Below are 14,789 nucleotides of genomic sequence, written 5' to 3'. Positions count from 1 at the left end.
ATATCTCAAAAGAGTTAAGCCAATTTTTCTAGCGCCGAAAGGTACTTATACTTCTTCAAGCCGAAGGGAAATAGGAGAAGGTTTGCTGGGACTTTTTGTGTTTTACTGGTAAAAAAAATTACAATATTTCTGTCAAATTAGGAAAGTTGGTCCCCGATGAATCTGACACTGTGCACGATCGTGAAAAATGAAGAAGCAACACTGTCGCGGACTTTGGACAGCGTGAAGGGTGTTGTTGACGAAATTGTTGTAGTGGATACCGGTTCGCGCGATCGCACCCGTGAAATAGCCCGAGAATCCGGGGCGAGGGTTTATGACTTTGAATGGTGCGACGACTTCGCAGCGGCGCGCAACGAGTCTCTGAAGCACGCCCAGGGCGACTGGATTTTGGTGTTGGATGCCGATGAGGTGCTAGTACCGGAGATTGTACCTCAGATCCAGCAGGCAATTAAGAGCGATCGACTGCTGCTAATCAATCTCATCCGCCAAGAAATCGGCGCATCTCAATCACCCTATTCGCTAGTATCGCGTTTGTTTCGCAATCGCCCCGACATCCGCTTTTCTCGCCCCTACCACGCCATGGTAGACGACAGCGCGGCAGAGATTTTGCAGAGGGAACCGCAATGGAAAATCGCTTCTCTCCCGGATGTGGCGATTTGGCACTCTGGTTATCACAAAGATGCGATCGCCGCAAAAAGTAAATTCCAAAAAGCTCAAGCAGCAATGGAACGCTATATAACTTATTATCCAAACGATGCTTATGCTTGCAGCAAATTAGGCGCGCTGTACGTAGAAAGCGGGCAAATTCAGCGGGGAATTAATTTATTAACTAGAGGCTTGACTGCTCCGACAATTGATGATTCTATTGTTTACGAACTCAACTATCATTTGGGAATTGCTTACCGCCAGCAGCAGCAGTTTGCCAAAGCCAAAGAACACTATCAAGCCGCAATTAATACAAATGTCTTCCCGGCGCTCAAATTGGGTGCTTACAACAATTTGGGCAATTTGCTCAAAGAAGAAGGAGATTTGAAAGCAGCAGAAAAAGCTTACAAAGCAGCCTTAAAAATTGACCCCTATTTTGCAGCAGGTCACTACAATTTAGGACTGACTCTAAAAGCAGCGGGAAATTTAGCAGATGCGATCGCCTATTACCGACAAGCTATTAAAATCGATCCGGAACACGCCGAAGCTCATCAAAACTTGGCAGTAGCCCTGCTGAAAATTGGCAAAATGCCAGAAAGTTTAGCCGAATTCAAAAGAGCGATCGCCCTTCACGAACAGCGCCGCCCCTTTGAAGCAGAACGCTTGCGCCGCGGACTGCAAGAAATGGGTTTGATTTCAGTTGACAGTTGACCGCTTGACAGTTGACCTGTGGAGAGCGACCTCTACCTAGAAGGAAGAGGATTGGAGTAATGAATAGTCTGATTTTAATTTCTCCCTCACTCGCGAGAGGCTTTCAACCAATTCTTTATGGTAAAACTGCATATCTACACCTGAAAAATTTTTTATATCTGGTTTCTATCTAAGGCCAGATCCCCCTCGCATACCCCCTACTCGACCCCTACTCCCCTGGTTGTAGGGGAGTAGGGGTTGACGAAAGACAAGTGGACGGTTCCCCCCTTAAGAAGGGGGGCTAGGGGGGATCTGGCCTTAGATAGAAACAGTAGATCGGTACTAAGTTTGACCTTAAGTTGACACCAATGCTCTTGGCATTAACCCTACAAATTATGAAAATTACCAGCCACATCAAGCAATTATCTCTACTTGGCCGCTGTCCAAATCGTAGCGCCCCCCAACAACTTTCAGCTTGCCCGCTTTGACAGCTTCAGCCAAAATAGGCGAAGAATCTTTTAACTTCTTTACGTTCATTTTCACATTAGCTCTGACTGCATTATCCCAGGCATCGCCCAACTGATTTTTTGTAGCATCAACGGCTGGTTTAATCGCCGCCACCAAAGTGCTAATGTGACCCGGCACAGCTTTGCCATCTAAAGCTGCTTTCACAGCACCGCAGCGTTCGTGACCCAGAATTACCAATAGCGGCACCCCTAATTCTACTGCGGCATATTCGATATTGCCGAGAACCACATCGTCGAGAAAATTTCCAGCTACTCGGATATCAAATAAATCCCCCAATCCTTGGTCGAAAATAATTTCCGGAGCAACCCGCGAATCAGAACAAGCAAGGATGGTGGCAAACGGATGTTGACCCTGTGCTACTTCGACAATTCGCGATCGGGCTTGGTCGGGAAATGTCCGTTTTTGGTCAATATACCGCTGATTCCCCTGCATCAATTTCTTGAGAGCACCGTCGGGAGTAATGTCAGAGATGGCCTCTGCATTTGCGGCTCTGGCTTGTAAAAGCAGAGGTGCAATGCCTGCCGCCAGTGTCCCTGCACCTGCCCTCAAGATTAAATTGCGTCGCGAAATCATGCCTGTTCTTTCGCTTTCAGTCATTGCTTGCAACTCGGTTCAATTTTTTGTATTTATTAGCATAATATTTGCCACCAGCTCAGCCAGATTTCTTTACTTTTTCTTTACAAGTCGCTCCCAAATTTAAACTTCAAAAAAGTTGACCATTTTTATTTGATAAAGTCAACTGCGGTCATCCTTCGGCCTGCCGGGGATGCTATAGTGTTACTAAAACGACAATTATTTATCAATGAATCACAATGTCTTACGTCGCCAGCATTCAGATCTATCCGGTCAAGTCCCTTGACGGCATAGCAGTCAGTCAAGCCACTATTCTTGCCAGCGGAGCTCTAGAAGGCGATCGCTCTTTTGCAATCTGCGATGAAGCAGGAGAATTTGTTAACACTAAGCGCAACAGCGGAGTCCATTTTCTGCGCTTATCCTTTGATATCAAACACAGAATTGCCGGCCTAAAAATTCAAGACACCGAACAAGAAATCTTTTTTCATGTAGATAGAGAACGCCCAGGGATAGAATATTGGTTGAGCAACTACTTCGGTTTCCCTGTCAAATTAATGGAAAACTTGCTCACAGGATTTCCAGACGATACCGCAGCACCGGGGCCAACCATTATCAGTACCGAAACAATTGCCGAAGTAGCATCTTGGTTTCCGAGAGTTTGCGTTAACGAGATGCGCCACCGCTTGCGAGCTAATATTGAAATAGGAGATGTCCCGGCTTTTTGGGAAGACAAACTTTTCGGAGCAGCCGATGAAGTTGTCAGGTTTAAAATAGGCCCAGTAATATTTGAAGGTATTCATCCCGATCTGCCGTGTCTCATCTCTACGCGAAATTCTACGGTGAAAGAAGCTGCTCCCAATTTTAAAAATTTACTAATAGCCAAGCAGAAGGAAATCATGCCTGAATTGGCAAAAAAAGGGCATTTAAATCACTTTAGTCGGCTGATAGTTAACACGCGAGTGCCACTTCAAGGAGCCGGAAAAATAGTACACATAGGAGATGAAGTTCAAATCCTCAGCGTCAGAAAATCCCTATTTAATACCATTCCTGATTAATTCAAAAATTTTCATGAGGACTTGCCTTCCTCACTAATAACTCAATCCTTCTGACTTAAACGTCGCCATTACCAATTACCAATTACCAATTACCAATGACTAATGACTAATGACCAATGACTAATGACCAATTACCTTTGATTTCGGTTGGTATTATAGACTGCGATCGGTCTGTCAATTCCTTTAAAGCGGAAATCTCCCATCGGCTCAAAACTTTGGGGCAATCGCAGCAACTTGTAAGTAGCCTCGCTCACCACGCATTCCCCAGGCAGACAAATTCCCTCCATCCGAGCGGCCAGGTTAATTGTCGAACCCAACACAGTATAATCAACTCTTTTAGAACTGCCAACATCGCCAATTATCGCCTTGCCGCTGTTAATAGAAATCCGCAATTGCAGCCGTTCGCCCAAACTGTTATTGGCATTGAGTTCGTCAAGACGGTTGAGCATTCCCAAAGCTGCCGCCACAGCGCGATCGGCATGATCCTGCTGAGGTTCCGGCGCTCCAAAAAATGCCATAATACAATCTCCAATAAACTTATCTAAAGTTCCTCCTTCCCCAAAAACTTCTTGCAGCATTTCCTCAAAAAAATTGTTGAGCAACCGGGCTATTTCAGGGGGACTCAACCGTTCCGACATGGCAGTAAAGCCCACAATATCTGCAAACAAAATGCTGATTTCGCGTTCCACAGGCGGCAGGCGGTGGTTAATTAAAGTCCCCGTATTCATTAAATGCTGCACAACCGCCGGAGAGTGATAGCGTTCCAATCTTTGCCGCATAGTTTCTTCGGTGCGGAGTTTCTGTGTCAGCAGCCACCGCTGCACGCTAGAAGCGACGATATTTCCTAAAGCTGAAAAAAAGCTCAAGTCTTGATCTCCGCCCAGATACCACTCTCTCGAAGTCAATTGAGCGTCGCCGTACAGCACTCCAAAAACAGTATTTTCATCCCATAGAGGAACAGCTATTGCCGTGCGAATTCCTTTATCGATCATGCTCATATTGTCGTCAAACTGTTCGTCAAACTGAGCGTCGGCAGTTTTGAGAGCAACTTGTTCGTCAAATACTTTGCGGCAAATAGTGCGGCCGATCCAACGGCCGTCAGCGGGGATATATTTATTTTTGGCTGTGGAGCGGGCGGCGGTTTTAACTACTTGCAGTTCGCCGTTATTTCGGAAGTCTATTAACAGCGCCAAACGTTCAATGTTTTTGATGTCGCCGAACACGATTTGTTGGACTCGATCGAATATTGCTTCGATGGATTCAGCGGTGTTCAAATACTTAGCGATATCGACTAAATATTTTAAACGCGAGATAGCTTGTTCGTAGTTTTTTTCGATTTTTGTGTCGGGTTCTATCCACTGTTTTTGCAGTTCTTTGGCTTTGCCGAGGATAGTAACTCCTTCGGGCATGGTGCCGATTTCGGGAAGTTGGGGGTCTGAGCGATCGGGCAAAACGACAATCAGCTCGATCCGGTGTCCCAGATAAATAATATCGCCCTGATGGACTAAGTGAGGTTGGTGGAGAGGACTTTTGTTCAGTAGCGTCCCGTTGGTACTGCCCATATCCTCAACTAGCCAATCCCCTGAAGCTATTTTAAACAAGCGGGTGTGGTGCCGGGAAATGTCAGAAAAAGGCAGTTGCAAATCGCATTTGAGCAACCTACCGATAATAAATTCGTCACCCTCGACAGGGACGGTTTTTTCGATGATTCCATTGATTTGCACTTCCAGATTCAATTCATTCATAAATAGCACCGCTGTTGAATTTTCAAGGCTTTGATAAGACTTGAATTCATCAGAGAAAATCTTCTAAGAGTCCGATCCAGCGGGCGGCAACTCCAATGTAAGCTGACCCAAAACACCAGTTCTAAAATCGTTTAACATCTGCCGCGCCGTTCGTTCGACATCTCCTTTATACCTGTCTTTTGCTACTTCGTGCAAATAATCTTCACCATTTCTAGATCCTATATCTAATTTATACCGGGATTTGAAACCAGATACTGAACTCAAAGTGTCATCAGCCGCCTCAAGCCCTAGCAGCAAATCTACCATCGCCGCCGCTACTACCTGATTGTCGTAAGCTGCTTCGCCAATATCTTCGCAAATAGCTAATTTTAGGGCATTTTCTTGATTGTTAATTCGGGTGGGGATCACTCCGGGGGCGTCTAGTAACTCAATTTCATCAGAAATGCGAATCCATCTGAGCGATTTAGTTACTCCAGCTCTGCGGGCACTGTCTACCACTCTGCGCCCTAACAGCCGGTTGATTAAAGCAGATTTTCCGACATTGGGAAAGCCCATCACCACGGCGCGGACTGGACGGGGCAGCATACCTCGATCGAACCTGCGTTTATTTAGCTGCACCCCAGCCTCCTGCACAGCATCCGCCACATCTTGTACTCCTTGCCCGTGCTCGGCGTTGGTAAAATAGGCAGTTTCCCCCTGTGACTCAAACCAGGTTTCCCACGCCTCGCGGGTTCTAGGCGCAATCATATCCATGCGGTTGATGACCAACACTCGCGCCTTACCGCCCACCCAGGTGGGCATTTGGGGGTGGTAAGTTGCTAGTGGAATGCGCGCATCTCGGACTTCGAGCACCACATCTACCCGCTTTAGCTGTTCTTTTAAGGCCCGTTCAGCTTTGGCAATGTGACCGGGATACCATTGAATTTTCATTAGTTATTAGTTATTAGTTATTAGTTATTAGTTAATTGTCAGTTGTTAGCGGTCAGTTGTTATTGTTAGTTGTTAGTTGTTATTGGTTGAATGACAACTAACAACTACTGATAATAACGCTCAACTGTCAACTGTCAACTGCTTGACTGTCAACAGTCAACAGTCAACTGTCAACTGTCAACTGACAACTGACTAAGGCACAATCAAAACTGCACAAGGAGACAGATTGATCACCCGATTGGTAACGCTGTCAGACGCCCCATCATCAGTTAAACCCATCCCCCGACAGCCCATCACAATCAAATCGGCCCCAACCTCGTCAGCCACATCACAAATCGTGAAAGCCGGTTTGCCTTCTCGTTCAATGATTTCAGCTTGGATTCCCTGCTGGGAAAACATCGACTGGGCCTCAGACAGCAGTTTGGCGACGGCTTCGGGGGAAGTCATCACCTCTCGCGGCGCGTCGCCCTCCTCGGCGGGGGGTTCGACTACCGACAGAATAACTAAACGAGAGCCGTAGGTTTTCACGATATTGACAACCTTTTCCGCCGCTTCGCGGGCTTCTCGGCTTTGATCTACAGGAAATAATACAGTCTTGAACATAGTTCGCATTTCCCGGACACGGACTCCGATAAAATGTTTACGTTGAGCCAAATCAGTGCCGTTTGTTTCATCTTCCGTTTTTTGTACGGGCGCAGTTGAATGCGTCCGAGGCCCCAAGTGCAAGTGACGAGTGCCACCATTTCAACGGAATTAGACAAAAACACAAATATTAGGAGGTTAATCCTGTGACCAAAAAAACTGTAGCAAATTTATCGGCATCGGACTTATCGGGCAAACGGGTATTGGTGCGGGCGGACTTTAACGTGCCGCTCGACAACGGCAATATCACCGATGATACTCGCATCCGGGCTGCTCTGCCGACTATTCAGGATTTAGCGTCCAAGGGTGCTAAGGTCATTTTGTGCAGTCACTTCGGGCGTCCCAAGGGTGTGACGGAGAAGTTGCGCTTGACTCCGGTTGCTCAGCGGCTGTCGGAATTGTTGGGGAAAGAGGTCAAAAAGACTGACGACTGCATCGGCGATGATGTGGCTGCTACTGTCGCGGCGATGCAGGATGGCGATGTGGTGTTGCTGGAAAATGTCCGCTTCTACCCAGAGGAGGAGGCAAATGACCCGGAATTTGCGAAGAAGTTAGCTTCTGTTGCCGATTTGTATGTCAATGATGCTTTTGGTACGGCTCACCGGGCTCACGCTTCTACTGAGGGCGTTACTAAGTATCTGAGTCCTTCTGTGGCTGGGTTTTTGATGGAGAAGGAATTGCAATATCTCGGTAGCGCGATCGACAATCCCCAGCGTCCCTTAGCTGCTATCATTGGCGGTTCCAAGGTTTCCAGCAAGATTGGAGTCATTGAAAAACTGCTCGAAAAGTGCGACAAATTGCTGCTGGGAGGCGGCATGGTGTTCACGTTCTACAAAGCTCGCGGTTTGAGCGTTGGCAAGTCTTTGGTGGAAGATGACAAGCTGGAACTGGCGAAGTCTTTGGAAGCTAAGGCGAAGGAACGGGGAGTTACTTTTCTGTTGCCTACAGATGTGGTAGTTGCTGACAAATTTGCTGCTGATGCCAACACTCAAACTGTTTCCGTTGAGAGCATTCCCGACGGTTGGATGGGTTTGGACATCGGCCCGGATTCTGTGAAAACTTTCCAAGATGCTTTGGCCGATTGCAAAACTGTAATCTGGAACGGGCCGATGGGCGTGTTTGAGATGGAGAAGTTTGCTGCGGGAACTGAAGGTATCGCTCATTCTTTGGCGGGAATTACTAAGACTGGTACTACCACAATTATCGGTGGCGGTGATTCGGTGGCGGCCGTGGAACAGTTGAATTTGGGACCAGAAATGAGCCACATTTCTACGGGTGGCGGTGCTAGTTTGGAACTGCTCGAAGGTAAGGAATTGCCTGGTGTTGCGGCTTTAGATGAGGTTTAATTAAGTTGAGTAAGGCGGGCAAGAAGGCCCGCCTTGCTGTAAGCTAGTCTAAATCATTGGCTGCGAAGGAGATTTTTTTTTATTAACCGCAGAGGGCGCAGAGAACGCAGAGAGGGAGAAAAGAGAGAAGGAAATGGGTTTGATTTGGCTTTTATGAATGCTATTGTAAAGTTGGCGATTATAATTGGTCTTGAAGTGGCTGTGAGGTTTGTTTGTGAAACTTAAAATCTTGGCAACTGTAACGGCAAGTTTAGCTGTGTTTTTGCTGGCGGCTCCCGTCAAAGCTCAAAATCCGGATCATGTGCGGCAATTGCTGGAAAGTAAGGAGTGCGAGGGCTGCGATTTGAGAAATGCTGATTTGTTTAAGGCGAGTTTGTACAGAGCTAATTTAAGAGGGGCTGATTTAAGCGGAGCTAATCTCTACGAAGCTAATTTGCTGGAAGCTGATTTAAGTGGTGCTAATTTGGCAAATGCTAACTTGGTTAATGCGGAGATGTACGCTGCTGACTTGGACAGTGCTAATCTGCGAAATGCGGATTTGTCTAATGCTTTTTTGGGGCGAGCTAATCTGACGAGAGCTGATTTGCGCGGTGCTAAGCTTTTTAATGCTAATTTGGGCGAAGCTTATCTGCTGCAAGCTAATTTGTCGAATGCGGATTTGCGGCGTTCGCTAATGTTTAGAGTTAATTTGAGTCGCGCTAATTTAAGCGGAGCGGATATGTCTTTCGCTGATGTGCGCGATACTAATTTGCAGAATGCTATTCTGTCAAATACCAGGCTTCCTAGGGCTCAATTGACCGGGACAAATATCGATGCTGCTAATAATGTGCGGCAGGCTGATTTGGAACGTGCTAACTTGCGGGGCACAAATTTGGGGCCGGGGGTTTGCGTGACGACTAATTTTCCTTATTGTGTTTTGAATTTAGATTAATATCAGGTTCGCTCGAACGACGACAATCAGATTGGTTCTATCGTTCGGAATGCGAGTCCTACTAATGGATGCGGACTAAAGTCCTCACTACAGATTGGTTCGATCGTTCGGACTAAAGTCCTCGTAAGCTGAGGACTTTAGTCCGAACGATCGAACCGTTTTTATTGCGGGTAATTAAGGGCTGGCGCGCCCAAGGTTGAGACCGGAGCTAAGTTTGAGGTGGTTTGTATCCCCTTTCTAGGGCAAATCTCACAAGCTGGGCGCGATTTTCTAACTGTAGTTTGCTGAATATGCTGCCTAAATGAGCTTGGACAGTCCGGGGACTAATAAACAGCCGATCGCTAATTTGTTTGTTAGTATAACCCTGAATCACCTCCCAAAAAACTCTTTCCTCGGCTGGTGTTAGAGGCAAAGGTGCAGGGTTCGGCAATACTGCGACAACTCTTGGCTCCACCGCCCTGGCGTTAGAAGTTTGCAGCAGTCGGACAATCTCGGCGTGTATGCGGTGGGAGCGCTCTAACTGCGCTTTCACTTTAGCCAAGATTTCTTCAGACTGAAAAGGTTTTACCAGATAATCGTCAGCGCCGATCGCGTGACCTTCAACTTTTGACTCAATCTCGCCTTGACCAGATAAAAATATAAACGGGACTAACTGTCCCAAACGGGTAGTGCGCAAGCGGCGGCAAAACTCAAACCCGTCCATTTCCGGCATCATCACATCTGAAATTACCAAATCAGGGGGGGCATTCTCAAAAATCGAGAGCGCCTCAAGCCCTGAATTAGCGCATTCAACCCGGTATCCTTGGGTTTCGAGGTACATTGCCAAGACTGTTTGACAGTCGGCTTCGTCGTCAACCACTAATATTCTTTCCATGACAGCCTTGCACCAATTCCAGTTGACAGTTCTTGAAACTGCGGTTCCCAAACTAGGAACTTAAATGAGTTTACCTGCTGCAACTTGATCAAGGTTCCCAATGTCAAGACGGCACAATTCCTCAAATAGTCCAATTACGGGCGCCGAGCGCATAAGATGGGAAGAAGTTGAGGAATGTTGGGCTAAAATCTCCTTCTTCTATTCGTCTCTCTCTAAAAAGCTACAACTTTTGAGGAGGGAGCGTCAACTTTTCCGCAGAAAATAGCCGCTAACAGAAAGAATTTTATTCTATTATACAGAAATCCTGGCAATCACACTTACACTATTCCTAGACCCGACATGGAAAGGTTTTTAGATTTTTCGGCTTCGGAGACAGGTACAAAGGGGATAACGCGAGCTGGTGCTGCTGCTAGGGGCTGCGCGAACAAACGCTGGTCGGCAACCAACATACTTTCAATTATCACTGCCGGTTCGGGGCGGCTGAACAGATACCCCTGCATGATATCGCACTGGTGCTGTTTCAAGAAAGCTAGTTCTGCTTCTGTTTCTACTCCTTCAGCAATTACTGTCATGTTCAAGCTGTGACCCAGTAAAATTACTGCTGTGGTGATAGCAGCATTTTGAGCGTCTTCGTTGGCATTTCGCACGAAAATGCGATCGATCTTTAAGCTGTCAAAAGCAAATTGCTTGAGATATCCTAAAGTAGCATAACCTGTGCCGAAGTCGTCAATAGCAATCCGAATTCCTAGAGCTTTAAGTTCGTTTAAAGTTGCGCCTGCGACTGTCGCATTTTCTACCAGAGCGCTTTCGGTCATTTCTAATTCTAAATTAGCAGGCTCCAAGCCTGTAGTTTCCAATATTTGCACGATTCTGGCCTTGAGTTCCGGGTCGGACAACTGCCTGGCCGACAAATTTACTGATATCCTAAAGGGCGAAAACCCCGCCGCCAGCCAACTCGCGGCTTGAGCGCAAGCAGAAAGCAGTACCCACTCGCCAATCTGAATAATTAAACCTGTTTCTTCTGCTAAGGGAATAAACTCGGCGGGAGAAATTATACCTCGATCGGGATTTTGCCAGCGCACCAAAGCTTCGGCGCCGATAACTTGTCCGGTAGCAATATTCACCTGCAGCTGATAGTATACCTGAAACTCACCTTGTGCCAAAGCGCGGCGCAGCAGAGCTTCCAGAGCTAACTTTTCAGGGGAGAGGACACAAACCTTTGTAGAGTCGTTAGCTAAATCTTGGAGTCTGGCTTCTGCTTGGTGAAGCGCGACTGTCAGCGGTTGGGTAATAGTTTGCCGTTTCGAGACGCGAGAAGCAATCGCCCCCAGCAATTCATCCTTAGTAAACGGCTTTGTTAGGTAATCGTCAGCCCCCAATTCCATCCCCCGACGAAAATCGCTTTTGTCACTTTGAGCCGTGAGGAAAATAAATGGAATTGTTGCAGCCAGCGAGTTTTGCCGTAGCGTCCGCAACACGTCATAACCGTCGATTTCCGGCATCTGCACGTCGCACAAAATTAGATCCGGGATCTCCGAAAGTGCCATCTGCACCCCAAATCGACCGTTTTCTGCGACACTGACCCGGTAGCTGTGAGATTCCAGGAGTTGCACAAGAGTTTCCCGGATTAATTCGTCGTCCTCAATGACCAAAATTTTGAGCATGATACTTAGATTACAGATGGCACTATATATCAGAACCTGACTAACTCTAGCATACTCAAACTTGACAGTTACTGATTAGGCCAATTAGCTAATAAATGATTAGCCATTTGGCTAATCATTTTCCCTCGGTTTTTAAGTCACAATCAAAGAACTGGCAAAATCAGGCAAGGTTCGAGGTCTTTCTAGAGTATAAAACTGCTGTGCGAGACTCGTTGGATAAATTTTTATTAGAAAAAATCAGTGGTTTATCATAAAAATTGCGGCCAACAATGTCACGGCGCGGATGGCGACAAGCCCTATATAATGTCGGAGCAATTCGCCCTCACAAAAAGTGTGTCGATCGTTCGGACTTTAGTCCTCGGATTTTTATGAGGACTTTAGTCCTCATAAAAATCAATTTTATTGTGTCGTTCGAGCAGACATCCTAAGCTCCACTGCCTTAATTAACAGGCTTAGTGGAATTCGCGCAAAACTTGTTATCTACAATTGCAGAGTTGATACTGACAGGCTGCATTGATGATGACGGAATGATGAGGTCTTGCGGAACTACAACTGTCTTTTTGCAAACCAGCTCGCTGCTGCCTACAGAGGCAAAGTTCCAAGCATAAAATTCGGGAGTGCTGACTGTCGCAGTGGCGGGAGATAAACCAAATGCAGTCACTAATACTAATCCCAAAGTTACTAAAGCTACGATCGCGAATCTCAGCATATTCTTTTTTTGAACCGGAAAATTTACCTGCTCGGGATTACCTTATTATTGCCCGATCGCACTTCCTGCGTCAATAGCCATCAGTCGATTTTAGATTTTAGATTTTAGATTTTAGATTTGAAGAAATTTAGATTTACTCTACATGATGAATCACCCGATCCCGAACAAGAGCGTTGCCCGCTCGCGAAGTCGTTGGGTCTAAAATTTGGGCTGGCGAACTTGGGCCCTGGGGGGGCTGATATCCGTTTGTGGGCGGGGGTTATTTCGTCGCCAGATTCAACTCGTAGGCGATCGGCTCCGATGACTGAGAAACTACCACGAATTCATAAAAACCAGCATCATCAAGCAATCCCGACCAACTCCGCTCCTCTGCATCTTGCAGCAAAGCCTTGGCTTTGTTTGTCCGCCCGGGAGAATAAATTGACAGCAAAGTAGATTTGGGCGGAGCTTGCAAATTCACGCTCAAAGTCTGATTTTGGGCGAAGCGGGCAATGTAAGCTCTGCCTTCTCCGGGTTTGAGATTGCCTGTGAGGGTTTTGCTGTTCGAGCGGCGGTCAAATTCGACGCTTTCAAGAGTTGCTCCCGCTTGCAAAGCTGTGAGGGTGTCGGCGGTAATTGCTTGCCAAATTTGCCCGATCGGCAAACCGATGAGATTGCGATCGCGCGACTGTTCTGGAAACCAATAAAAAAACTTCGCATCAGCCAAATCGTACAGCGCCCGACTGCTCAAAGAAAGCTTGTTAACCTCAGCTTTCGAGCGATCGAGATCCGTGGTGTCGTAACTTCCCAACCGCGCTCTAGCGTCGCTGCTGAGGTTTGAGAGCTTGTCGAGCAACTCGTCGCCGATTTTCTGCCACCTTTGGCGCCACTGGCGATCGTCATCACCTTCTTTTAACAGCCGCCCGCCCAATTCTGGGTATTTGGCATAGAAAGTCTCGTCTACAAGGTTGACGTAACCGCTATAAAATCGATCGTCAATTTTGAGTTCGGAAAAGCGATCGCGCAAAGCATCCTCTTGCTGCTGCTTCGGGCCCGGAGTCAGGGGAATTTTCTGCACTTTAGATTGCAGATTTAACACGTAATTGCCCGCAAACCAGCCAACTCCCCCCATACTTGAAAGTACCGCCACCACAAACAAAACCATTTGCCAAGCAGGCATCTTTTGCCGGTTGCCGATCGTCGCCAGTCGCACCGGAGTACCCGGCAGTTTCGGGGCGGGGGCGGGCAGGGGTATGGGCGAGCGATCCGGCGGCGGCTGCGTCAGCCCCAAATCCGGGGCTGGCGACGGTTGCGGCTGCGGCCCTAAAGGCGGATTGCCCGAGAGAGCGAGCATTACCTCGCGAGCCGAGGAGTAACGCTGGCTCGGCTGCTGAGCGAGCATTTTATCCAGCACCAGGGACAAATTCGGAGATAGAGAACAGTCCGATCGCCAGTTCCAATTCAGCGTCTGACTGTCGAGCAATTGATGCGGTTCCTTCCCCGTCAGCAACACCAAAACCGTCGCCGCGAGGGCGTACAAATCGCTGTGGGGAGAGACGATTCCCATCTGCATCTGTTCGACGGGAGCATAGCCGAGCTTGCCGATGCGCGTCGCGGGGGCGGGAGTGCCGTTAGCTTCAGCGAAAAGCGACTCTACGGTGGCGGCGACTTGTTTGACTCCGCCGAAGTCAATCAGCACGGGCATTCCGTCAGATAGGCGCAGAATTAGGTTGTCGGGGGAGATGTCGCGGTGAATTACTCCCAAAGAGTGAATGTATTCGAGCACTGGCAAAATCTGGAGCAGCAGTTGATTGATTTCTGCTTCTATGAACCGCAAACCCTGACGCTTGCGGGCATCCAGCAGAAAGCGGTAATTTTGACCCGGTACGTAGTCTTGGACGAGAAATAGGTAGCCTCGATCGACAATACTGACTCGAAACATTTCGCGGAAGCGCGGGATTTGATTGTGTTGCAGCTTGTAGAGCACTCCGGCTTCGCGCTCGAAGAGTTCCTCGGATTTTTGTAAGGCGTAACTTCCTTGTACTTGGGGCGCAAATTCTTTTAAAACGCAGGGTTCGTTAAATCGGTGGGCATCTTCAGCGAGGTAGGTGCGCCCGAAGCCGCCGTGTCCCAATTCGCGGACTATGCGGTAATGGTTGTTGAGAGTTATGCCGGGGTAGATGGGATTGTTCATTGGAACTTGCTGCGTCGGATTTTTACGCTTGATTGAGAGTGGGAGTTTTGGGCGATCGCGCTAATTAATCTTGACATAGTGTGTCAGTGTTTATTAGCCGATCGCCAGCAGGGCTATCTCCTGCGGTTGTTGTTAAACAAGCGGTTTCCTGCGATACAAGTTTATGGATTGTGCCATGTGTGCGATCGACCTGAAAATGCGCTCGAATTTTTACTAAGGTGTTGTGCAGTTAAATGGTATATTTAACTTCTCTATTCCCCACTCATCAAATCCTCTCCCCCTCT

General features: G+C 47.6%; 12 protein-coding genes. 4 read left to right on the top strand and 8 right to left on the bottom strand.

What is annotated here, in order from left to right; translation table 11 throughout:
* The first annotated feature begins 156 nt into the window (after positions 1-156).
* Entirely contained in the window at positions 157-1,356 is a 1,200-nt protein-coding gene (locus QUB63_RS20165) for a tetratricopeptide repeat protein (protein ID WP_332947057.1), read from the top strand.
* Between the two features lie 393 nt (positions 1,357-1,749).
* Here the strand turns inward: QUB63_RS20165 and QUB63_RS20160 are convergent, their stop codons facing one another.
* Entirely contained in the window at positions 1,750-2,460 is a 711-nt protein-coding gene (locus QUB63_RS20160; RefSeq protein ID WP_332947056.1) for a carbonic anhydrase, read from the bottom strand.
* 215 nt (positions 2,461-2,675) lie between these two features.
* On the opposite strand from QUB63_RS20160, the gene QUB63_RS20155 reads away from it, so the two are divergent.
* Positions 2,676-3,491 carry an MOSC domain-containing protein gene (locus QUB63_RS20155; protein WP_332947055.1) on the top strand — a complete coding sequence of 272 codons (816 nt, stop codon included), beginning with the start codon at positions 2,676-2,678 and terminating at the stop codon, positions 3,489-3,491.
* A gap of 131 nt (positions 3,492-3,622) precedes the next feature.
* Here QUB63_RS20155 and QUB63_RS20150 read toward each other — a convergent pair whose 3' ends face one another.
* The 3 genes from QUB63_RS20150 to QUB63_RS20140 form a co-directional block, all read right to left on the bottom strand.
* Positions 3,623-5,236 (bottom strand): adenylate/guanylate cyclase domain-containing protein, encoded by a 1,614-nt coding sequence (locus QUB63_RS20150; protein WP_332947054.1) that lies wholly within the window; start codon positions 5,234-5,236, stop codon positions 3,623-3,625.
* A 63-nt stretch (positions 5,237-5,299) separates the two neighbouring features.
* Entirely contained in the window at positions 5,300-6,166 is an 867-nt protein-coding gene (gene ylqF, locus QUB63_RS20145) for a ribosome biogenesis GTPase YlqF (protein WP_332947053.1), read from the bottom strand.
* Between the two features lie 192 nt (positions 6,167-6,358).
* Entirely contained in the window at positions 6,359-6,769 is a 411-nt protein-coding gene (locus QUB63_RS20140) for a universal stress protein (protein ID WP_332947052.1), read from the bottom strand.
* 185 nt (positions 6,770-6,954) lie between these two features.
* On the opposite strand from QUB63_RS20140, the gene QUB63_RS20135 reads away from it, so the two are divergent.
* Together QUB63_RS20135 and QUB63_RS20130 are read left to right on the top strand one after the other, a co-directional pair.
* Positions 6,955-8,154, top strand: a complete 1,200-nt coding sequence (locus tag QUB63_RS20135; protein ID WP_332947051.1) for a phosphoglycerate kinase — start codon at positions 6,955-6,957, stop codon at positions 8,152-8,154.
* Positions 8,155-8,368: 214 nt separating this feature from the next.
* On the top strand, positions 8,369-9,085 hold the full coding sequence (locus tag QUB63_RS20130; protein WP_332947050.1) for a pentapeptide repeat-containing protein: 717 nt from the start codon (positions 8,369-8,371) through the stop codon (positions 9,083-9,085).
* 208 nt (positions 9,086-9,293) lie between these two features.
* Here QUB63_RS20130 and QUB63_RS20125 read toward each other — a convergent pair whose 3' ends face one another.
* The 4 genes from QUB63_RS20125 to QUB63_RS20110 form a co-directional block, all read right to left on the bottom strand.
* A complete protein-coding gene (locus QUB63_RS20125) occupies positions 9,294-9,959 on the bottom strand; it encodes a response regulator transcription factor (RefSeq protein ID WP_332947049.1) in 666 nt (221 codons plus the stop codon).
* 317 nt (positions 9,960-10,276) lie between these two features.
* A complete protein-coding gene (locus QUB63_RS20120; protein WP_332947048.1) occupies positions 10,277-11,623 on the bottom strand; it encodes an EAL domain-containing response regulator in 1,347 nt (448 codons plus the stop codon).
* A 439-nt stretch (positions 11,624-12,062) separates the two neighbouring features.
* The gene (locus tag QUB63_RS20115) at positions 12,063-12,332 is read right to left on the bottom strand and encodes a hypothetical protein (RefSeq protein ID WP_332947047.1); all 270 of its coding nucleotides are present in this window, start codon (positions 12,330-12,332) and stop codon (positions 12,063-12,065) included.
* 259 nt (positions 12,333-12,591) lie between these two features.
* Entirely contained in the window at positions 12,592-14,505 is a 1,914-nt protein-coding gene (locus tag QUB63_RS20110) for a serine/threonine-protein kinase (protein ID WP_332947046.1), read from the bottom strand.
* Between the last annotated feature and the right edge of the window lie 284 nt (positions 14,506-14,789).

This window comes from Microcoleus sp. ARI1-B5 (assembly GCF_036705795.1).
Lineage (GTDB): Bacteria > Cyanobacteriota > Cyanobacteriia > Cyanobacteriales > Microcoleaceae > Microcoleus.
The sequence above is the reverse complement of the archived record's forward strand: the minus strand, read 5'-3'. Positions and strand labels throughout refer to the sequence as shown.

Bases quoted from the DNA above. Each gene is read 5' to 3' on its own strand.
- QUB63_RS20165 (WP_332947057.1), top strand. From the start codon at position 157: ATGAATCTGACACTGTGCACGATCGTGAAAAATGAAGAAGCAACACTG.
- QUB63_RS20160 (WP_332947056.1), bottom strand. From the start codon at position 2,460: ATGACTGAAAGCGAAAGAACAGGCATGATTTCGCGACGCAATTTAATC.
- QUB63_RS20155 (WP_332947055.1), top strand. From the start codon at position 2,676: ATGTCTTACGTCGCCAGCATTCAGATCTATCCGGTCAAGTCCCTTGAC.
- QUB63_RS20150 (WP_332947054.1), bottom strand. From the start codon at position 5,236: ATGAATGAATTGAATCTGGAAGTGCAAATCAATGGAATCATCGAAAAA.
- ylqF (WP_332947053.1), bottom strand. From the start codon at position 6,166: ATGAAAATTCAATGGTATCCCGGTCACATTGCCAAAGCTGAACGGGCC.
- QUB63_RS20140 (WP_332947052.1), bottom strand. From the start codon at position 6,769: ATGTTCAAGACTGTATTATTTCCTGTAGATCAAAGCCGAGAAGCCCGC.
- QUB63_RS20125 (WP_332947049.1), bottom strand. From the start codon at position 9,959: ATGGAAAGAATATTAGTGGTTGACGACGAAGCCGACTGTCAAACAGTC.
- QUB63_RS20120 (WP_332947048.1), bottom strand. From the start codon at position 11,623: ATGCTCAAAATTTTGGTCATTGAGGACGACGAATTAATCCGGGAAACT.
- QUB63_RS20115 (WP_332947047.1), bottom strand. From the start codon at position 12,332: ATGCTGAGATTCGCGATCGTAGCTTTAGTAACTTTGGGATTAGTATTA.
- QUB63_RS20110 (WP_332947046.1), bottom strand. From the start codon at position 14,505: ATGAACAATCCCATCTACCCCGGCATAACTCTCAACAACCATTACCGC.